Genomic DNA, 20,920 nt, shown 5'->3' on the forward strand with positions numbered 1-20,920 from the left:
CGTGAAGGGCATCATCCTGGCCGGCGGCGCCGGCAGCCGGCTGCATCCGGCCACCCTCGCGGTGTCCAAGCAGCTCCTGCCGGTCGGCGACAAGCCGATGATCTACTACCCGCTGTCGGTGCTCATGCTCGCCGGCATCCGGGACATCCTGATCATCTCCACGCCGGTGGACCTGCCGGCGTTCCGCCGTCTGCTCGGCGACGGCGGCCATCTGGGCCTGCGGATCGACTACGCGGCCCAGCCCCAGCCGAACGGGCTCGCCGAGGCCTTCGTGATCGGCGCCGACCACGTCGGCGACGACGACGCCGCCCTGGTGCTGGGGGACAACATCTTCCACGGTCCGAACTTCACCGAACTGCTGCACCGGCACACCGCGGACCTGCGCGGCTGCGTGCTGTTCGGCTACCGGGTCCACGACCCGCAGCGGTACGGCGTCGGCGAGGTCGACGCGGCCGGACGCCTGGTCTCGATCGAGGAGAAGCCGGCGAGGCCCCGGTCCAACCGCGCGATCACCGGCCTCTACTTCTACGACAACGCGGTCGTCGACATCGCGAAGAACCTCCGCCCGTCCGCCCGTGGCGAGCTGGAGATCACCGACGTGAACCGGGAGTACATCCGGCGCGGCGCGGCGCGGCTCGTCGATCTGGGCCGCGGGTTCGCCTGGCTCGACACCGGCACGCCGGAGGCGTTGCTCTCGGCCGGGCAGTACGTGCACACGCTCGAGGAGCGGCAGGGCATCCGGATCGCCTGCGTGGAGGAGGTGGCCCTGCGCATGGGCTACATCGACGCCGCGGCCTGCCGCGAGCTGGGTGCCCGGCTGGCCAGCTCCGGCTACGGCCGATACGTCATGTCCATCGCGGACGAGGCACCGGCCACGCGCGTCCACATTTGACAAAATGCCATTCTTGCTGTCAAGGATTTCGCGACAGGAATCGCGCTCGAATTGCATTTCACGGTTGCCGGGCCCGAAGAATCCGGGTTAGAGTCGGGCACCTCCACCGACGCCAAGCCGATAGGGGATCTTCCGCCGTGGTTTCGCACCCGGGCATCACTGTGCCCGAAAACAGGAGCACGACGCTGCCGAGCCGGCTCATCGTCCGCGGGGCACGGGTACACAATCTGCGCGACGTGAACGTGGATCTACCGCACCGGCAACTGGTCGTCTTCACCGGGGTATCGGGCTCCGGTAAATCGTCACTCGCGTTCGACACCATTTATGCGGAGGCGCAGCGCCGCCAGATGCAATCGATGTCGACATATGCCAGGCAGTTCCTCGACACGATGGACAAGCCCGACGTCGACCGTATCGAAGGGCTGTGCAACGCGGTCGCGGTGGACCAGCGCACATCGGCGTCCCGCAGCCCTCGTTCCACCGTGGGCACGGTCACCGAGGTCTACGACCTGGTCCGGGTGGTCTACGCGCAGGCGGGCCGGCCGCACTGCACGGTCTGCGACGCGCCGCTGCGGTCGACCGGCGAGGGCTGGGCGTGCCCGGACCGGCACGACACCGAGATCCCCGAGATGGCCAGCCGGGCGTTCTCGTTCAACCTCCCCTTCGGGCAGTGCCCCGACTGCGGCGGTCTGGGCAGCCGGCTGGAGGTGCAGGACGACTTGGTCGTGCCGGACGAGGGCCGCTCGCTTGCCAACGGCGCCCTGGCGCCCTGGCGGGCACCGGCCAACCGGACCGCCGAGGCCAAACTCACCAAGCCGGTCCGGGCCGACGCCGAACGGCGGCTGCTGGCCGAGTATCTCGACCGGCGCGGCCACAGCATGGACGTGCCCTGGCGCACCCTGCCGGCGGAGCTGCGCGAGACGCTGCTCAGGGCCGAGCGCATCGAGGTGGGCGGCAACGCGCTGGTCGGCGTCGTGCCCTGGATCCATCAGCGTTACGAGCGCACCCGGATCGAGGGCGGCAGCCTCGTCCTGCAGGCGTTCATGCGCGACGTGACCTGCGGCGGCTGCGGCGGCGGCCGGCTGGTCCCCCGCCAGCTCGCGGTCCGGCTGAACGGCGTGACCATCGCCGAGCTGACCGCCATGCCGATCACCGCGCTGCGGACCTTCTTCGACGGCCTCACCGTCGACGAACGGGACCGGCGGGTGATCGCGCAGGCCGTCGACGAGATCAAGGACCGGCTGCGCTCCCTCACCGAGGTGGGGCTGGGTTACCTGACGTTGAACCGGCCGGCCCGTACGCTCTCCGGCGGCGAGGCGCAGCGCATCCGGCTCGCCAGCCAGTTCGGCAGCCGGCTGTTCGGACTGCTGTACGTCCTCGACGAGCCGACCGCCGGGCTGCACCCGAAGGACACCGCCGAGCTCATCACCACCCTGCGCGAGCTGCGCGACCAGGGCAACACGCTGATCGTGGTGGAGCACGACCACGACACGATCGCCGCCGCCGACCACGTGATCGAGATGGGTCCGGGCGCGGGCGAGACCGGCGGCGGGCTGATCTTCGCCGGATCGGTGGACGAGATGTTCGCCGATCCGTCCTCGCTGACCGGCGGGTACGTCAGCGGGCGGCGCGGCATCCCGGTGCCCGGCCGCCGGCGTACCGCCCGGCCGGGCCATGAGGTCGTCGTCCGTAACGCCCGGGGCAACAACCTGACCGGTATCGACGTGACCTTCCCGCTCGGCTGCTTCGTGGCGGTCTGCGGGGTGTCCGGCTCGGGCAAGTCCACACTGGTCGACCAGACGTTGTACCGGGCCGCCGAGCGCGCGCTGGGCGGTTCGGCGCCGGAGCCGCTCCCCCACGACGGCGTGGACGGGTTGTCCCGCGTCGACCGGGTCATCCGGGTCGACCAGTCACCGATCGGACGGTCCGGCCGGTCCACCCCGGCCACGTACACCGGCATCTTCGACGCCATCCGCAAGGCGTTCGCGGCGACCGAGGAGGCGCGGCGACGCGACTTCAAGCCCGGCCGGTTCTCGTTCAACTCGGCCGGCGGACGCTGCGAGGCCTGCGGTGGCGACGGCACCGTCCAGATCGAGATGACGTTCCTGCCGGACGTGTTCCTGCCGTGCGCGGTGTGTGACGGCAGGCGGTACAACGAGGAGACCCTCCAGGTGCACTACCGCGGACGCACCATCGCCGAGGTGCTGGAGATGCCGATCGACGAGGCGGCGGAGTTCTTCGTCGGCGAGCCGGCGATCACCGGACCATTGCGGGTGCTGCGCGACATCGGCCTCGGCTACGTCCGGATCGGGCAGCCGGCGAACACGCTCTCCGGCGGCGAGGCGCAACGCATCAAGCTCGCCGCTGAACTGCACCGGCGGCCCGGCCGGCACACGCTGTACCTGCTCGACGAGCCGACCGTCGGGCTGCACACCAGCGACATCGAGCGGCTCATGGGCGTGCTGCACGACCTGGTGGCGAAGGGTCACACGGTGGTGACAGTGACCCACAACCTGGACGTGGCGAAGGTCGCCGACTGGGTCGTCGACCTCGGGCCGGAGGGCGGCGACGCGGGCGGGCGGTTCCTCGCCGCCGGCACCCCCGAGCAGATCGCCGCCACGGACTCGCACACCGGCTACTACCTGCGCCGCGTCCTGGCGGGCTGAGCCGTCGCTCGGGGCCGCCGGCACGGCGGCCCCGGGCGACGCGCGATCAGCGGAAGTCGTCGGCGTGGTCCCGCGCCCACTCGGCGAACGTGCGGGCCGGGCGCCCGGTCACCGTCGAGACGTCGGTGCGGGCCTCCGGCGGGGTGACGGTCCACTGCCGCTGGTACGCCTGGATGTACTCGACCAGGTCGTCCGGCCAGCCGATGCCGAGCAGGTCCTCCTTCTCCTGCTCCGGCGTGATGACCTCGATCGTCACCGGCTTGCCGACGGCCTCGGCGATCGCCTCCACCTGTTCCCGATGCGTGGTCGTCTGCTCGGCCGTCGGCCGGTAGACCTTGCCGGAGTGGCCGTCCTCACGCAACGCGGTGGCCGCCACCGCGCCGATGTCGGTCTCGTGGATCGGCACGCCCTTCGCCTCCGGGAAGGCCAACCGCACCGTGCCCGACCGGATCGCCGCCGACCAGGTGTCGCGCTTGTTCAACGCGAACTCACCCGGGCGCACGTGTGTCCACTCCAGACCGGAGTCCTCGACGGCCTTCTCGACCACCCGGTGGTAGCCGTCGTCGGGGTTGTCGGTGACCGCCTCGGTGGAGAGCACCACGATCCGCCGGACACCCTTCCGGCGCGCCAGGTCGACGACCGCCGCCGCCGTCTCGGGCTCCGGGAACAGGTGCATCGCGGTGATGCCGTCGAGAGCCTTCTCCAGCGTCTCCGGCCGCAGGAGGTCACCCTGGACCACCTCCACCTCGGGTGGCAGATCGGCGGCGGCGGGGTTGCGGCTCAACGCGCGGACCGGCACGCCGGCCGCGCACAGATGCCGGACCACCTCCCGCCCGACGTTTCCCGTGGCACCGGTGACCAGAAACTTCATGAGCCCTCCGCAGATTCGGGTCTTTCTCGTCGATCCCTGGCAGGAACCACGATTCAACCGGACGCGACGGACGGAGGGAAGGCCCGCCGCGAAGGCTCCAGGCGGAGCCGAGCCAGCCTCTAGGCCAGCCGGTGAGGCTGAGACGCAGGTCGATCGAGATGGGAGGACAGATGGCTGCCACCGTCGCGCCGGACCATCTCGCCTATCGCGGGATGCTCGGCAGTTTCCCCACCGGAGTGGTGGTGGTGACCGGTCACGGGCGGGTGGCGCCGCCGGCAGGGCTCTCGATCAGCTCGTTCACGTCGGTCTCACTGGATCCCCCGCTCGTCTCCTTCTGCGTGGCGCACACCAGCACCACCTGGCCCCGGCTGCGGACCGCGTCGTGCTGGTGCGTCAACGTGCTCGGGGCGGGGCAGCACGAGCTGTGCCGCCGGTTCGCGACGGCCGGGGTGGAGCGGTTCACGGACTGTTCCTGGCACCCGTCGCCGGGCGGGGCGCCCGTCCTGGCCGGCGCGGTCGCCTGGCTGGAGTGCACGCCCTACGCCGAGCACCGGGCCGGCGACCACGTCATCGTGGTGGCTCGGGTGCGCGAGTTCGGCCACCGCCCGGACGGCAGCCCGCTCGTGCTGCTGCGTGGTGAGCCGGGGCGGTTCCGGGCCACGGACTCCGGGCCGAACGGGGGGACGCGATGACGACCCGGCTGCTGGTCACCGGCGGCGCCGGTTTCATCGGCTCGCACTACGTGCGGACGCTGCTCGGCCCGGACGGACCGGGCGACGTCACGGTCACCGTGCTGGACCGGCTGACGTACGCGGGCAACCTGGCCAACCTGTCGTCGGTCCGCGACCGGCCGGAGTTCCGCTTCGTCCACGGCGACGTCTGCGACCCGGAGCTGGTGTCGACGCTGGTCCGCGAGCACGACGAGATCGTCCACCTCGCCGCCGAGTCGCACGTGGACCGCTCCATCGAGGGCGGCGCCGAATTCGTCCGCACCAACGTGCTCGGCACCCAGAACCTCGTCGAGGCGGCCTGCGACGCCGGCCTGCGCACCTTCGTCCAGGTGTCCACCGACGAGGTGTACGGCACCGTCGACGAGGGCTCGTGGACCGAGGAGAGCCCGCTGGCGCCACGGTCGCCGTACTCGGCGTCGAAGGCCGCCGCCGACCTGATCGCGCTGGCCTACCACCGGACCCACGGCCTGGACGTCCGGGTGACCCGGTGCACGAACAACTACGGCCCGTACCACTATCCGGAGAAGCTGATCCCGCTGTTCGTGACGAACCTGCTGGACGGCCGGCCGGTACCCCTCTACGGCGACGGCATGCACGTGCGCGAATGGGTGCACGTCGACGACCACGTCCGGGGTGTCGAACTGGTCCGGCGGCACGGCCGCGCAGGCGAGGTCTACCACATCGGCGGCACGGCGGAGCTGCCGAACCGCGAGCTGACCCGGATGCTGCTGGAGGCGTGCGGCGTGAGCGGGGACCACCACGTGGTCGCCGTCCCGGACCGCAAGGGCCACGATCGCCGGTACTCCCTGGACTGGTCGAAGATCCGCGACGAGCTCGGCTACACGCCGCGGGTGCCACTGCGCCGCGGCCTGGCGGAGACCGTGCGCTGGTATCGGGACCACCGCGAATGGTGGGAACCGCTGAAGCAGAGCACCGCAGTCCCTGAGGGAGGACCGTATGGCAAGCCGCCTGTTCACCTCCGAGTCGGTCACGGAGGGCCATCCGGACAAGATCGCTGACCAGATCAGCGACGGTGTCCTCGACGCACTGCTGCGCCAGGACCCGCACAGCCGCGTCGCGGTGGAGACGCTCGTCACGACCGGCCAGGTGTGCGTCGCGGGCGAGGTCACCACGAAGGCGTACGCGGACATTCCGGCGATCGTGCGGGAGACCATCCTGCGGATCGGCTACGACTCGTCGCAGAAGGGCTTCGACGGCGCGTCCTGCGGCGTCAGCGTGTCCATCGGTGCCCAGTCGCCGGACATCGCCCGGGGCGTGGACCAGGCGCTGGAACTGCGCGACGGCGACTCGGCGCACCTGCTGGACGCGCAGGGCGCCGGCGACCAGGGCATGATGTTCGGCTTCGCCTGCTCCGAGACGCCCGAGCTGATGCCGCTGCCGATCGCGCTGGCCCACCGGCTGGCCCGGCGGCTCTCGACCGCCCGCCGCGACTGCGTCATCCCCTACCTGCGTCCCGACGGCAAGACCCAGGTCACCATCGAGTACGACGGGCTGCGCCCGGTCCGCCTGGACACGGTGGTCGTGTCGTCGCAACACGCCTCCGACATCTCGCTCGACGCCCTGCTCACTCCCGACGTCCGGGAGCACGTCGTCGCTCCGGAGCTGGAGGGCCTCGGCCTGGAGACCGAGGGTTACCGGCTGCTGGTCAACCCGACCGGGCGGTTCGAGATCGGCGGCCCGATGGGTGACGCCGGCCTGACCGGCCGGAAGATCATCGTCGACACGTACGGCGGGTACGCCCGGCACGGCGGCGGCGCGTTCTCCGGCAAGGACCCGTCGAAGGTCGACCGGTCGGCCGCGTACGCGATGCGCTGGGTCGCCAAGAACGTGGTCGCCGCCGGCCTGGCCGAGCGGTGCGAGGTCCAGGTGGCGTACGCCATCGGCAAGGCACAGCCGGTCTCCCTGTCGGTGGAGACGTTCGGCACCGAGAACGTGGACACGCGGCGGATCGAGCGGGCCGTACGGGAGGTGTTCGACCTGCGTCCCGCGGCGATCATCCGGGATCTGGACCTGCTGCGCCCGATCTACCAGCAGACCGCCGCGTACGGCCACTTCGGCCGGGAGCTGCCGGAACTGACCTGGGAGAGCACCGACCGCGCCCAGGACCTGAAGAACGCGGCCGCATGAGCGCCCACGTCGTGGTCACGGGCTCGATCGCCACCGACCATCTGATGCGGTTCGCGGGCCGGTTCGCCGACCAGCTCGTCACGGACCGGCTGCACACCGTCTCCCTGTCGTTCCTGGTGGACCGGCTCACCGTCCGGCGCGGCGGGGTGGCGGCGAACATCGCGTACGGCATGGCCCGGCTCGGCCTGCGCCCGACGCTTGTCGGCGCGGTGGGGCCGGACTTCGCCGAGTACCGGGCCTGGCTGGAGGGCCACGGCGTCGACTGCGACGCCGTGCGGGAGAGCCGGACCGCGTACACCGCCCGGTTCATCTGCACCACCGACGACGACATGTGCCAGATCGCGTCGTTCTATCCGGGTGCGATGGCCGAGGCCGCCGACATCGACCTCGCCGCCGTGGTGCGGCCGGGCGAGACCGGACTGGTGGCGATCGGCCCCGACGACCCGACGGCCATGGTCCGGCACGCCGAGGCCTGCCGCCGGCTCGGTGTGCCGTTCGCCGCCGATCCGTCCCAGCAGCTCGCCGTGATGTCCGGCGAGCAGATCGCCGCGTTCGTCACCGGCGCCCGCTACCTGCTCACCAACGAGTACGAGCACGGACTGATGCTGGACAAGCTCGGCGTCTCGGACGGTGAGCTGAGCACGATGGTGGACATGGTGCTCACCACGCACGGCCCGGAGGGCGTGCGGATACGTGCCGACGGCCGGTCGGAGACGGTGGCCGCGGTGCCTGTCGCACGGGTCGTCGACCCGACCGGCGCCGGTGACGCCTTCCGTGCCGGCTTCCTCGCCGGTGTGACCCGCGGACTGCCGCCCCGCGTCGCGGCCGCGGTGGGATGCCAGGTCGCCGCATACGCCATCACGGCCACCGGTACGCAGGAGTACGACCTCACCGCCGACCGTCTCGTCACCGATCTACGGGACCGGTACGACCCCGAGGTCGCCCGGGCCACCCGCGACGCGCTCACCGGCTCCGACCCGCGACGGCGGATCGGAGCCCGGTGACGCGCGGAGGTCGCCGCCGGCGGCGGCGCGCCGCCGTCGTGGTCAGACCGCGGCGGGCTGGGCCTCGGTGGCCAGGGCGAGCGCGCCGAGCAGCGCGGCGTCCTGCGCGAAGTCCGACAGCACGACCTCCGGCGGGTACGGCAGCGTGTGGGTGAGCCGTTCGGTCAGCAGCTCCCGGACCAGATCGTTGCCGGCGACGCTGCCGACCAGCACGATCCGCTGCGGGTCGAGCAGCAGGCAGCAGGTGACCAGTTGGCGGGCCAGCTCGTCGACGCGCAGGCGGAGCTGCTCGCGTACCGGGCCGGGCTGTTCCGCCGCCGCGCACAGGCCGGCCGCCCGGCCGTCCACGCCGAGGCGCTGCGCCAGCTCGTCCAGGGCCCGGCCGGAGAACGTCGCCTCCAGCATCGGTTCCAGCCGGGGCGGCCAGCTGAGGTCGGTGAGTCCGTAGGCGATCTCGCCGGCCGCGCCGTGGCGGCCCGGCAGCACCTCGCCGTTCACCGTCACCGCCGCGGCCACCCCGGTGCCGAGCCCCACGACGAGTCCCGGATCGGCGTCGCGCAGCGCACCGAGCCGCAGCTCGGCGTAGGCCGCCGCCTTCAGGTCGTTCGTCACCCGCACGTGCGCCAGGTTCAGGTGGGCGCGGACCGCCTCGCCCAGCCGCAACTGTTCCCAGCCGGGCACGTTCGGCGCCAGTTCGATGCCCTCGTCGTGGACGACGCCGGGCGAGGCGATGCCGGCCGCGACGATCGTGCCGCCGGTCTGCTCGGCGAGTTCGCACGCCCGGTCCAGCGCCCGGGAGAGGGCCTGCTGTGCGCCCTTCTCGGCGATCGTGGGCAGGCGCTCGGAGACGAGCAGCCGGCCGTCGGTGTCGCCCACGCCGATGGCCATCTTGGTGCCGCCGAAGTCGATGCCGAGCAGGCGCGGATTTGCCGGTCGTTCCATGGTGATGTCAGATCGCCCTTCGGGCCGTCGGTCCAGATCACGTGGTCGCCGCGACACGACGTCCGCGACCACGGCCAGCTGCGTCTGCCGCCCCGTCACGGGCCTACCCTCGCCGCGACCGCCTCGGCGAGAGCCGCGTCGGCACGGGTCAGCCGCTCGCGCAACGCCTGCGCCCGCTCCTGCACCGCGTCGAGCATTGTAGACAGTCGTCCGACCTGGTCCCGGACGGCCGCCTCGCCGGGGCCGTCGGCCTGGGCGCGGCGCAGCACGAGTTCGGGGCGGACCGCGGCGGCCAGCAGGTCCCGTACCGCGGCGTCGTCGAGCGCCAGACCGAGGTCGGCCGCGGTGGACCGGACCAGCTCCTCGGTCCAGGTCGCCGGCGCGCCGCCGCGCACCAGCCGGCCGAGCAGCGAGTGGGCGCCCCGGAACGGCACGCCGCGGCGGGCCAGCGCGTCGGCCGCCGCGGTGGTGGTGGCGCCGGAGGCGACGATCTCCTCGCCGGACGGCGGGCGCTGCGGATCCAGCTTCTCGATCAGGCCGCCGAGCAGCGAGAAGAACCGGTACGCCCGGTCGTCGCCCTCCCAGAGCCGGGACTGCACGTCGGTGGTGGCGTTGTTCGAGTCCTCCCACCAGGCGGCGCCCACGTTGTTGAGTACGCTCGCCGCGTCGGCGGCGGCCGCGCCGGCCATCGAGACGAGGTGTTCCAGCACCACCGGGTTGCGCTTCTGCGGCATGATGCTGCTGCCCTGGGTGAACTCGCCGGGCGTGACCACCCAGCCCCAGCTCAGCCAGTCCATCAGGGTACGGGCGAGCCGGGCGCCGGTGGCGAGCGCCTGCGCGTTGAGCGTGGCGACCCGGACCAGGTGGTCGGCGCCGGCCACCGCCTCGTACGAGTTGACGATGAGCTGGTCGAAGCCGAGCAGGTCGGCCAGCCGGCGGGGCGAGATGTCCAGGTCGGTGCCGGCGAAGGCGCAGGAGCCCAGCGGCGAGCGGTTCATCTCGTCCAGCAGGCCGGCGTACGCGGCGGCCTCGCCGGCGAGCGCCTCGGCGTAGCCGGCGAAGACGTGCCCGATGCTCGTCGGCTGGGCCGGGCGGCGGTGCGTGTAGCCGGTGATCACCACGTCGGCGTGCCGGTCCGCGCGGTCCAGCACGGTACGGCCGGTCGCCAGCAGCGCGTCGAGCACCTGGAGCAGTTGGTCGCGCAGCACCATCCGGAAGACGCCGGCGTCGAGGTCGTTGCGGCTGCGCGCGAGCTGCACGCTCAGCTGCGACACCTCGATGCCGGCCGCCGCGGCGAGGCGCTTCTCCAGCGTGTAGTACACGTCCTCGACGCTGCCGTCGTACTCCAGTTCCTCGGGCCGGTCCGCGGCGAGGGCGACCAGGCCGCGCAGCATCGTCGCGGCGGCCTCGTCGGAAATCAGCCCCTGCTCGGCGAGCATGACGACGTGGGCCTTGCTGGCCGTGACCATCGCCGGGTAGAGGTTGGCGACGTGGTGGTCGAACACGACGCGCAGGTGGTGCTGTTGGTAGACGGTCAGTGACGGGCTCATGGAGGCCTCCCGAGGTGGTGCGTGGTCCTGGGGCGTGACTGTCATCCGGTCGGCTGGTCGGGCCGGTCGGCGCCGGGCGGCCCCGGCAGCGGCGCGGCGAGCCACGCCCCGACCAGCTCGCGCAGGCGGGTGCCGGCGGTGGCGCGGATCCGGCCGCCGGCCTCCTCACCTGCCAGCGAGACGTGGCCCGACCAGCCCTGCCAGGGGTCGGGGCGCGACTCCACCAGCACGTACGGGTACGGGGTGGGAAGTTTCGGCTTGGGCGGCAGGTCCGGTGCCGCGTCCAGGCGTACCGCGGCCGGGTCGAAGCCGAGCACCGCGGAACTCTCGTACGCGCCGCCGTGTCCCCGGGCCGGCAGCTCACCGAACATCTCGGTGGTCTCGTCCGGGCCGACGAGCTGGAACCAGTTCACCAGCATCATGCTGGCCCGGTGCCGGCCGGACACCCACTCCATCGCCGCGCGGACGGTGGACATGTTGGCGTCGTGCCCGTTGACCACGAGCACCCGGGTGAAGCCCGCCTCGACGATGCCGGCGAGCACGTCGGCGAGGTAGCCGACAGCGATCTCCGGCCGCAGCGCCACGGTGCCCGGCCACTGCCGGGTCTGGCCCGGGCAGGCGGCGTACGGCGTGGCCGGGAACAGCACCGCCCGGGCGGACCCGGTGGCCAGTTCCCCGGCGAAGCCCTCGGCCAGGATCAGGTCGGTTCCGATCGGCAGGTGCGGACCGTGCCACTCGACCGCGCCGACCGGCAGCACCGCCAGGTCGGCCGCCTCGGTCACGGCGGTGAACGCGTGCCCGGGTACCCGGGTGACCGGGAGCAGCCCTCCCCCGGTCCGCCACCGCTCGATCAGTTCGTCCACTGCTCGGCCCTCCGGGTCGCGGTGCGGCTGCTCTCCAGCCGGCCGGAGAACCACATCACCACGAAGATGAGCAGCACCTGGAGCATGCCGTACGCGGCCGCGGTGCCCAGCTCGAAGCTGTACATGCGGTTGTTGATGGCGACCGAGATCGGCACCGTCGACGAGGTGTAGATGAGCACCGAGGCGACGAACTCGCCGACGCCGTGCACGAACGCCAGCAGCGCGCCGGCGAGCACGCCGGGCAGCATCAGCCGCACGGTGATGGTGTAGAAGGCGCGCAGCCAGGAGGCGCCCAGGTTGCGGGCGGCGTCCTCCAGCGACGGGTCGATCAGCGCCAGCGTCGCGGAGCTGGACCGGAACACGATCGGCAGGAACCGTACGAAGTAGGCGAGCGGCAGGATCCAGAACGTGCCGACCAGCACCTGCCCGAAGCTGAACGCGTTGCCGGTGCTGAACGCCGAGATCAGGTTGATCGCCACGACCGTGCCGGGCAGCGCCCAGGCGATCATCACGGCCACGTCGAGCAGGCCGCGTCCGACGAACGTGAGCCGCCGCACCGCGTACGCGATGAGCACGCCGATCACCACGCAGCCCACGACCGCGAGCAGGCTCATCTGCACCGAGTTGAGGATCGGCTGGAACGCCTTGGGGTCGGTGAAGATGGTGACGAAGTTCTCGAACGTGTACGTCGGTGGCAGCACCTCGGTGGTCCAGGACCGGTCCTCGGAGAACGCGACGAGCGCGATCGCGCCGACCGGGGCGAGCAGGACCAGGGTGGCCAGCACCGAGGCGAGCGGCGCGAGCCAGCGGCCGATCGGGTTGGTGATCTCCCGCCGGACCGCCGAGACGCCCTTGGACTGCGACTGGTAGTTGCGCCGCCCCTCGTACCAGCGCATGCCGAGCAGGAAGATGATCGAGACGATGCCGAGCACGGAGGCGTACGCCGAGGCCATCGGCAGATCGCCGTTGGTGCGGTTGATGTAGATCTGCATCGTCATGGTCTGGCTGACGTTGAACAGCAGTGGCGCGGTGTAGGACGCCAGCGACGTCATGAAGACCAGCAGCGACGCCGAGATGAGCGCCGGGGTGAGCATCGGCAGCAGGACGGTGCGCCACACGCGTACCCGGCCCGCGCCGAGGTTGTACGCCGCCTCCTCGACCGAGGGGTCCATCCCGGCCAGCGCCGCGGAGGCGGCCAGGTAGAAGAACGGGTACATGGTGAACGTGTGCACCACCAGCACGCCGGCGATGCCGTCGAAGGCCAGGATCGGCTTGTCGGTGCCGAACAGCGCCTGGAGGCCACGCGGCACGATGCCGATGTTGCTGTAGAGCAGCTGGAAGGACACGGCGCCGATCAGCGGCGGCAGGGCCGCCGGCACCAGGATGAACGCCTCGATGAGCCGCCGGCCGCGGAAGTGGAACCGCTTCAGCAGGAACGCCATCGCCACGCCGACGACGCCGCAGAGCAGCACGCTCGCGGCCGAGATGAACAGCGAGGTGAACAGCGACTCGCGGGCCACCCCGGAGGAGGAGAGGAACTGGAGGTAGTTGTCGGTGCCGTTGGCGCTGACGCTCTCCCGGAAGGTGGCGAACATCGGCTGGACGACGAAGCCCCACAGCACCAGGACCAGCGGCAGCACCAGCAGGTAGGGGAACCATCGGGAGTTCGCCCCGCCGGCCAGGCGCCGGCCGAGGGCCGCCGCCCAGCCGGGGGCGGTCGGGGTCGCAGCGGTCACGGCTTGACCACCCAGAGTCGCTCCGGTGTGAGCCGCAGGCCCACGACGTCGCCGAGCTGGATGCCGGCGGGCGCGTCGACCAGGGCGGCCATCACCTCGTCGCCGTCGACGTCGACGGTGACGTGGGTGGCCATGCCGGTGAACTCGACGTGGCTGACCCGGCCGCGCATGGCCGCGGTGTCGTCGTCGCCGCCGAGCGCGATGTGCTCGGGGCGGGCGGAGACCAGTGCGGTGTCACCCTCGGTGAGCCCGTGTCCGGCGGGTGCGCCGATCTCGATGGTGGCGCCGCCGGGCAGGCGTACGTGGACGCGCTGCTCCGCCGCGCCGGTCACCGGCAGGCTCAGCACGTTGCTGCGTCCGATGAACCGGGCCACGAACGCGTTCGCGGGCTGGTAGTAGACCTCGTGCGGGGTACCGACCTGCTGGACCCGTCCGGACTCCATCACGGCGATCCGGTCCGACATCGCCATCGCCTCGGCCTGGTCGTGCGTGACGTAGATCGAGGTGGTGCCGCTCTCCCGCTGGATGCGCCGGATCTCGGCGCGGGTCTCCTCGCGCAGCTTCGCGTCGAGGTTCGACAGCGGCTCGTCGAGCAGCATGGTGCGGGGACGGATCACCAGGGCCCGCGCCAGCGCGACGCGCTGCTGCTGGCCGCCGGAGAGCGCGTCGATGCGCCGGTCGCCGTACCCGGCGAGGTGCACCTGTTCGAGCGCCTCGGTGACCCGGCGGGCCTGCTCGGCGCGCGAGACCCGGCGGACCTTGAGCCCGTACGCGACGTTCTGCGCCACCGTCATGTGCGGGAACAGGGCGTAGTTCTGGAACACCATGCCGGTGTCCCGCTTGTTCGGCGTCCAGTGGGTGACGTCGTCGTCGCCGAAGTGGATGTGACCGGAGGTCGGGAAGTAGAAGCCGGCCACCATGCGCAGCGTCGTCGTCTTGCCACAACCGCTCGGCCCGAGCAGCGTGAAGAACTCGCCGGCCCCGATGGTGACGGTGACGTCATCGACCGCCGCGGAGTCGCTCGACTTGGCGAAGCGCTTACTGACCGCCGTCAGTCGGACATCGATCATTTCGTGGGTCCTTCCAGGACGAAGCCGGGCCGTGCCGGAGCACGGCCCGGTTCCGAGCGTCTTAGCCCTTGCCCTTGATCTGGGCGTTCCAGTGGGTGATCCAGGCGGTCTCGTTCTTGCCGATCACGTTCCAGTCGACGTCCATCGGCTTGAGGTCGAGCTTGGTCAGCCACTCGGGCTTCTCGGCGATGTCGACAGCGGGGATCTGGAAGTAGTCCTTGGCCAGGCTGGCCCGCAGCGAGTCGTCGAACAGGAACTCGAGGAACTTCTTCGCGCCCTCGCTGTTGCCGCCCTTGACCGCGGCCACGCCGTCGACGAGCACCGGCGCGCCGGAGGCCGGCATCACGTAGCCGAAAGGCATCTTCTCGTTGGCCTGCAGCAGGATGTCCTGGAGGTTCCAGGCGCTGACCACGCCCTGCTCACGCGACATCTTCAGGTAGAGGTCGCTGGGGTTGGCGGCGTACTCGACGGTGTTGGCGTCGAGCTTGCGCAGCCAGTCGTAGCCGGGCTGCGGGTTGGACCCGTCGGCCGTGAAGCGCTGGATCATCGAGGCGTAGATCGAGCGCATGGTGCCGGAGGCGGCCACGTCCCGGATGATGATCTTGTCTTTCCACTTCGGGTCGACCAGGTCGTCCCAGTCCTTCGGCGCGGTCTCCGGGGTCAGCGCCTTGTTGTTGTACATGATGACCTCGGGCAGCAGGATCTCGCCGAACCAGCGGCCCTCGGCGTCCTTGTACCGCGCGTCGATCTTCGAGGCGAACGACGGCTGCCAGGACTCCAGCAGGCCCTCGGACGCGCCGGCGGCGAGACCCTGCTGGGTGCCGCCCCACCAGACCGACGCCTGCGGGTTGGCCTTCTCGGCGCGGACCCGCTCGAGCACCTCCTGGGCGCCCATGTTGAGCACCTCGACCTTGCCCTTGTACTCGGGGTTCTTGGTCGTGAACTGCTCGACGACGTAGTCGGTGACCGACTTGTCGCGGGCGCTGTAGATGACGACCTTCTCGGCCGACGCGGAGCCGGAGGAGCCGGTGTCCTTGTCGTCGTCGCTGCTGCCGCACGCGCTCACGGCCAGCAGCGCGCTGAACGCGACGGCCAGGGCCAAACGACGTTTCATTGGTACCTCCATTGTGCGGGGGAACTATCGGAAGCGGGGAAGGAAGATCAGCGCGTCGCGCCGTACCGGGGCGCGACGCATCGCGCCGCGACCTGTCGTCAGTGGGTACGGACGCGGGTCGCCGCGACGGCGTTCGGTGAGGTGGGTGGTGGGTCGGGGCGGTGGGTGCGGGGTCGGGGGTTGTCGGGGGCCGGGTTCGGTCAGGGAAGCGAGGGGCGGGGCACCGCTGCCGAGAGCGCGTAGCTGATCGCTCCGTGCAGCACTGCCTGGTCGCCGAGGGTGGCCCGGCGCACCTCGGTGGGAGCCGGGGTCCGGGCGGAGACGAGGGTCTGGAGCTGGTCGAGGGCCGCGTCGTCGAGTTCCGCCGCGGCGCCGCTGAGCAGCACCAGCCCCGGATCGACGACGCAGGCGCAGGAGAGGATGAGCCCGGCCCAGGCGCCGAGGACCTCGTCGAGGTACTCGCGGGCGGGCGCCGAGGTCGCGGCGAGCCCGCTCAGCTCCCGTACCGGTGACTCCGGCCGGCGGCCCGGGTTGAGCGCGACGACCCGCTCCGCGATGGCGTTGACCGACCACCGGGCCTCGAACTCGCCGACGCCGCTGTAGCGGCGCTCGGTCGCGCCGCCCAGCGGCAGGAAGCCGACCTCGCCGGCGGCTCCGCTGGCGCCGCGGCGGACCTTGCCGTCGAGCACGAGGCCGGCGCCGATGCCGTCGGCGACGTGAATCAGCAGCAGGTTCGCCACGTCCGCACCGGCGCCGGCCACGCACTCGCCGGCGGCCATGAGGTTCACGTCGTTGTCGACGACCACGGGTACGCCGAGCCGCCGTTGCACCGATTCGCCGATCGGCCACGCCTCGACCAGCCCGACCGACGGCGCGAGGCGTACCGCGCCGTTGCTGGACACGCCGGGCACCGCGATGGCGACGCCGCGGAGCGAGGGCAGGTTGTCGCCGACCAGGTCGAGGACGAACTCGCAGACGGTCTCCACCACGTTCGCGCCGAGCCGCGCGACGCGGTGCGCGATGACCGCGCCCTCGCTGTCGGCGATCTCGCAGCTGATCCGTGGTGGCTCCAGCGACACCGCCGCGACGAGCTCGGCGCGGGGGTTGAACTCGAGCATCTCCCGGGGCCGGCCGGTGGTGGGCGCGCCGGGCCCGCGTTCGATGAGGTAGCCCTCGGCGACGAGTTCCCGCACGAGCGCGGTCACCGTGGCCGCCGAGAGGCCGGTCATCTCGGCCAGGTCGACTCGGGACAGCCGCCGGGCCTGCCGGGCGGCCAAGATCACCGAGAGACGCTTGATCTCACGGGACCGCTCACGGCTGACCGGGCTGGTCGGGGCTTTGTCAGACACACTTTCTTCCTAGTGAGAAAAAATTCTGCCGTCAAGTAACGAGATGATCTCGGTCCGCCGACCAGGGAAAGTTCGGCGGCCGACAAGCGGGGCGGGCCGGGGCCAGCCCGACATGGCAGGCAAAAACGAGCCCTGTGGTCCACATTGGGGCCCCAAACCCGGACATAGCCTGTCCACAGGTCACCGCCGGCCTCCCAGTGATCGCCCTGAGCAGGGGCGATTGTTTATTCGGATAAGGAAGAAAGTCGTCCAGGGCTATTGACGACGCCTCCGCAAGATCCCTAGGTTACGGCCCGAAGGCCTTCCGGTGGACCGACGTCGCCACCGTGCGTACCGCTCACGCCGTGACGGTGCGCGAGCACCACCATCCCGTTGTCGAGCACCACGACCCCCCGAGGACCTCACGGTCCTCTGTGGACAGCTGTCTGCAACACGGCCCGGCACGAGCCACCGTGTCAGCCGGCCCGTGCCGGGCCGACCGTCCCCAGCCGCAGCACTCTCGCTTCGAGACGAAGAGGTATGCCCATGAGATGGCGCACCAGCGCGGCGATCGCCATGTGCGGTCTGCTGTCGTTGGGCCTGGCCACTCCGGCCCAGGCCAACCCCCAGCAAGCATCACCGAAGCCCCAGGCCAAGAAGTCCGACAAGCCGGTCGACCTGGACATCATGTTCATCGGCGCCCACCCGGACGACGAGGCCGGCCAGCTCGGCATGCTCGGATACTGGAACGAGTATCACGGCATGAAGGCCGGCGTCATCACCACCACCCGCGGCGAGGGCGGCGGCAACGCCACCGGTCTCGAGGAGGGCCCGGAGCTCGGCATCCTGCGGGAGGCCGAGGAGCGCAAGGCCGTCGGCTGGGCCGGCGTCGAGCACATCTACAACCTGGACGCGCTGGACTTCTGGTACACCGCCAGCGCTCCCCTGACCGAGGAGGTCTGGGGCCACCAGGAGACGCTGTCCCGGATCGTGCGGGTCCTGCGGACCACCAAGCCCGAGGTCATCCTCACGATGAACCCCTCGGCGACGCAGGGCAACCACGGCAACCACCAGAAGGCGGCCATGCTGGCCGTGGAGGCCTTCTACGCGGCTGCCGACCCGAAGGCGTTCCCGGAGCAGATCAAGAAGGAGGGCCTCCAGCCCTGGCGGGTCTCCCGGATCTTCCAGACCGGCGGCAGCGGCACCACCGGCACCAACGGCCCCGCCTGCGAGACCACGTTCACGCCGAACGAGGCCAGCGAGGTCGTCTTCGGCACCTGGCAGGGCTACGAGTCGGCGCGCCACGACGGCAACCGGTGGAACACGGTCCAGACCTGGGCCCGCCGGGAGTACGTGTCGCAGGGCTGGGGCAACAGCTCCTTCCCGACGACCAACCCCGACGCCATCGGCTGCAACCGGCTGACGCTGATCGACACCCGCACCCCGTACCCGGCCCCGAACGTGGGCGCCGGCACCGGTGCGCTCCAGGGCGCCACCCTGCGCGCCACGGGCGGCCTGCCGCTGGGCACCGAGGTCCACGTGCGTCCGCGCACCTGGGAGGCCGTCGCGGGCCAGCCCATCAAGGTCGACACCGTCCTGTACGCCGAGAAGGCCGTCCCGGGCGCCAAGGTCACCCTGAGCGTGCCGGCCGGCTGGACCGTCAGCGGCAACGGCGACGTGGGCACGCTGACCCCGCGCAAGGAGGTCGTGAAGACCTTCACGGTCACCCCGCCCGCGCAGGTCGAGGTGGGTACCCGCTTCAAGATCGACGCCACGCTGACCAGCAAGAAGGACGGCAGCGGCACCAGCAGCGCCCGGGTTCAGGGCACCGCGCCGGTGCGCGGCACCCTGGAGCCGCTGGAGGAGATCGCCGACTTCCGCGCGTGGACCGTGCGGAACAAGACCCAGCAGCTCGACGCGCTCATCGAGTCCCTGCTGAACATCCCCAGCGGCGGCACCCGCAGCGTCAAGGTCAACCTGACCAACCACGGCACCCGGGTCGAGTCCGGCACGGTCAAGCTGAACGTCCCCGCCGGCTTCTCGGTGGCCGAACAGCAGGTGCCGTACAGCGGCCTGCGGCCGGGCGCCAGCACCTCGGTGACGTTCACCGTGACCAACACCGACACGTCGCTGCCGACGGCCAACCGGGCCCCGGACAACGGCGCCTACCGGGTGCAGATCGAGACCAGCTACACCGGTGGCAGCGCGAGCGAGCCGGGTGCGTTCAACCTGGTGCCGACCACCACGATCCCGAAGGCCGCCACCGCGCCGACTGTGGACGGTCACGGTCACGACCACGAGTACGCCGGCGAGGTCATCGACATCTCCACCCGCTGGGAGGGCACCGCCGCCCCGGCGTCGGACATCTCCGGCACCGCCCAGCTCACCCACACCGACGACGCCCTGTACGCCATCTTCACCATCACCGACGACGTGCTCGGCACCGTCCTGCCGCCGGAGGACTGCAAGCGTCCGCGGCGTAACGACAACATCGAGTTCGGCATCGACCCGCGCGGCAACTCGGCGAACACCTCCACCGTGTTCAACATGGCGCTCTTCCCGGCCACGAACGACCCGGCCAACGGGAACCCGCCGTGCTTCGCCCGGGAGCGGGACAACCACCAGGGCGGCCCGGAGACCGCGCCGGGTGTGGAGATCGCCTCCGTGGTGACCAGCAACCCGTACACGGGTTACCGGATCGAGGTCAAGATTCCGTTCAGCGTGCTGCCGGACACCATCGACCCGAGCCGGATGGGCCTGAACATCCTGGTCAACGACTCGGACACGCAGGACCTCAGCTCGCAGACCCGGGTCGGCTGGTCGACCTGGAGCGGCGTGCGGGCCGACCCGTGGCGCTGGGGCAACGCGCTCCTGCCGGACCTGCCGGCGAAGCCGTCGGCGCCGAAGGCTCCGATCATGCCCGACACCGCGGCGCTGAGCGTGGACTCGCCGCAGACCCTGCTCCAGTCCGTCTCGGACGGGGTCGCACCGGGTGGTTACGCCAAGCTGGCGGACAACACCGTGAAGATCAAGAAGGTCACCCGCAGCGCGAGCAAGGTGTCCGTGCAGCTGCAGGTGAAGAAGGCCGGCACCGCCCGGGCCTTCCTCTGGGACGGCACCCGGGTCGTGGCGGACGCCAAGGCCGAGCTGCGCAAGGACGGCACGCTCGTCCTGCCGCTGAGCGGGTCGCTTCCGGCCGGCACCTCGCTGCTCGTCTCGTACGAGCACGGCGGCGCCACCACCGCTCTGTCGAAGAAGATCTGCTGAGCGGACACTGATCGCGTCGATCTGACGCACGCGATGGGCCGGGCCGGCAGGCCCGGCCCATCGTGCCGTCCGCGTGACCCGCGCCGCACCCCGCTCAGCGGACCGGCGCCGGACCGGTGGCGGCCGGTGACACCTCGGCCGGCTCGCGCCACCAGCGGCGCGACGCCAGCGCGGCCAGCCCGGCGCCGGCGGTGTTGAGCAGGACGTCGTCGACGGAGGACACCCGGTCCAGCCGCAGGACGTACTGCGCCACCTCGACCACGGCCGAGCAGCCGGCCGCGAGCACCAGGATCCGCGGCACCGACGCCAGCGCCGCGAACCGCAGCGGGGCGAGGAACCCGAGCGCCGCGAACACCAGCAGGTTGCCGACGATCTGGACCGTCACCGTCAGCGGCCCGCCCGCGAGGATGGTGAGCAGGTCCCGTAGCGGCACCAGGCTCACCCGGCCGGGGACCACACCGGCGCCCTCCCCCGGCAACATGATCATCCAGACCCACGGCACGGTCCCGTAGACGATGCCCACCTCGGCCAGCGACCGCCGCCACGCCGGACCGCCGCCGCCACGCCGGCGGGCCAGCACCCACACCATCAGCGCGGCCGCCGGCAACGCGGCCACCGTGAGCAGCACGACCCCGTTGATCGTGCCGAACCAGCCGTGCCACCCCTCGATCACGCCGCTCCCACCTCCGTCCGGCCGACGGCCGGCCCGAGGCCATCCTGCCTCCCGGCGGGCCGCCG

The 20,920-nt window shown here is 71.5% G+C and carries 16 protein-coding genes; 7 read left to right on the forward strand and 9 right to left on the reverse strand.

Annotation, left to right across the window (positions count from 1 at the left end):
* Position 1 precedes the first annotated feature (1 nt).
* Complete coding sequence (rfbA, locus tag CLT75_RS11025) at positions 2 to 892, forward strand: glucose-1-phosphate thymidylyltransferase RfbA (RefSeq protein WP_135240714.1); 891 nt, start codon at positions 2 to 4, stop codon at positions 890 to 892.
* Positions 893 to 1,077: 185 nt separating this feature from the next.
* Entirely contained in the window at positions 1,078 to 3,558 is a 2,481-nt protein-coding gene (uvrA, locus tag CLT75_RS11030; protein WP_135243975.1) for an excinuclease ABC subunit UvrA, read from the forward strand.
* Positions 3,559 to 3,604: 46 nt separating this feature from the next.
* On the opposite strand, the gene CLT75_RS11035 is transcribed toward uvrA, so the two are convergent.
* A complete protein-coding gene (locus tag CLT75_RS11035) occupies positions 3,605 to 4,429 on the reverse strand; it encodes an NAD(P)H-binding protein (RefSeq protein ID WP_135240715.1) in 825 nt (274 codons plus the stop codon).
* Between the two features lie 170 nt (positions 4,430 to 4,599).
* Here CLT75_RS11035 and CLT75_RS11040 point away from each other — a divergent pair, with 170 nt between their 5' ends.
* The 4 genes from CLT75_RS11040 to CLT75_RS11055 are packed head-to-tail and all read left to right on the forward strand — an operon-like array spanning position 4,600 to position 8,312.
* Positions 4,600 to 5,121, forward strand: a complete 522-nt coding sequence (locus CLT75_RS11040; protein ID WP_486485126.1) for a flavin reductase family protein — start codon at positions 4,600 to 4,602, stop codon at positions 5,119 to 5,121.
* Positions 5,118 to 6,179 carry a dTDP-glucose 4,6-dehydratase gene (rfbB, locus tag CLT75_RS11045; protein ID WP_135240717.1) on the forward strand — a complete coding sequence of 354 codons (1,062 nt, stop codon included), beginning with the start codon at positions 5,118 to 5,120 and terminating at the stop codon, positions 6,177 to 6,179. Before CLT75_RS11040 ends, rfbB begins: the two co-directional genes overlap by 4 nt.
* On the forward strand, positions 6,118 to 7,308 hold the full coding sequence (metK, locus tag CLT75_RS11050; protein WP_135240718.1) for a methionine adenosyltransferase: 1,191 nt from the start codon (positions 6,118 to 6,120) through the stop codon (positions 7,306 to 7,308). Before rfbB ends, metK begins: the two co-directional genes overlap by 62 nt.
* The gene (locus CLT75_RS11055; protein ID WP_135240719.1) at positions 7,305 to 8,312 is read left to right on the forward strand and encodes a carbohydrate kinase family protein; all 1,008 of its coding nucleotides are present in this window, start codon (positions 7,305 to 7,307) and stop codon (positions 8,310 to 8,312) included. The genes metK and CLT75_RS11055 overlap by 4 nt, the downstream gene beginning before the upstream one ends.
* 42 nt (positions 8,313 to 8,354) lie before the next feature.
* Here the strand turns inward: CLT75_RS11055 and CLT75_RS11060 are convergent, their stop codons facing one another.
* The 7 genes from CLT75_RS11060 to CLT75_RS11090 form a co-directional block, all read right to left on the reverse strand.
* Positions 8,355 to 9,254 (reverse strand): ROK family protein, encoded by a 900-nt coding sequence (locus CLT75_RS11060; RefSeq protein ID WP_135240720.1) that lies wholly within the window; start codon positions 9,252 to 9,254, stop codon positions 8,355 to 8,357.
* Between the two features lie 95 nt (positions 9,255 to 9,349).
* The gene (locus tag CLT75_RS11065; RefSeq protein WP_135240721.1) at positions 9,350 to 10,804 is read right to left on the reverse strand and encodes a lyase family protein; all 1,455 of its coding nucleotides are present in this window, start codon (positions 10,802 to 10,804) and stop codon (positions 9,350 to 9,352) included.
* 41 nt (positions 10,805 to 10,845) lie between these two features.
* Complete coding sequence (locus CLT75_RS11070; RefSeq protein WP_135240722.1) at positions 10,846 to 11,667, reverse strand: creatininase family protein; 822 nt, start codon at positions 11,665 to 11,667, stop codon at positions 10,846 to 10,848.
* On the reverse strand, positions 11,655 to 13,403 hold the full coding sequence (locus CLT75_RS11075) for an ABC transporter permease (protein ID WP_135240723.1): 1,749 nt from the start codon (positions 13,401 to 13,403) through the stop codon (positions 11,655 to 11,657). Before CLT75_RS11075 ends, CLT75_RS11070 begins: the two co-directional genes overlap by 13 nt.
* The gene (locus CLT75_RS11080) at positions 13,400 to 14,473 is read right to left on the reverse strand and encodes an ABC transporter ATP-binding protein (RefSeq protein ID WP_135240724.1); all 1,074 of its coding nucleotides are present in this window, start codon (positions 14,471 to 14,473) and stop codon (positions 13,400 to 13,402) included. The genes CLT75_RS11075 and CLT75_RS11080 overlap by 4 nt, the downstream gene beginning before the upstream one ends.
* 61 nt (positions 14,474 to 14,534) lie before the next feature.
* Positions 14,535 to 15,587: an extracellular solute-binding protein gene (locus CLT75_RS11085; RefSeq protein ID WP_135240725.1), complete on the reverse strand. Its 1,053-nt coding sequence runs from the start codon at positions 15,585 to 15,587 to the stop codon at positions 14,535 to 14,537.
* A 200-nt stretch (positions 15,588 to 15,787) separates the two neighbouring features.
* Complete coding sequence (locus CLT75_RS11090; protein ID WP_013286937.1) at positions 15,788 to 16,936, reverse strand: ROK family transcriptional regulator; 1,149 nt, start codon at positions 16,934 to 16,936, stop codon at positions 15,788 to 15,790.
* Positions 16,937 to 17,461: 525 nt separating this feature from the next.
* Here CLT75_RS11090 and CLT75_RS11095 point away from each other — a divergent pair.
* Positions 17,462 to 20,182 carry a sugar-binding protein gene (locus tag CLT75_RS11095; protein ID WP_135240726.1) on the forward strand — a complete coding sequence of 907 codons (2,721 nt, stop codon included), beginning with the start codon at positions 17,462 to 17,464 and terminating at the stop codon, positions 20,180 to 20,182.
* A gap of 94 nt (positions 20,183 to 20,276) precedes the next feature.
* Here CLT75_RS11095 and CLT75_RS11100 read toward each other — a convergent pair whose 3' ends face one another.
* Positions 20,277 to 20,855: a VanZ family protein gene (locus CLT75_RS11100; protein ID WP_135240727.1), complete on the reverse strand. Its 579-nt coding sequence runs from the start codon at positions 20,853 to 20,855 to the stop codon at positions 20,277 to 20,279.
* Between the last annotated feature and the right edge of the window lie 65 nt (positions 20,856 to 20,920).

The organism is Micromonospora sp. CNZ285, assembly GCF_004637285.1.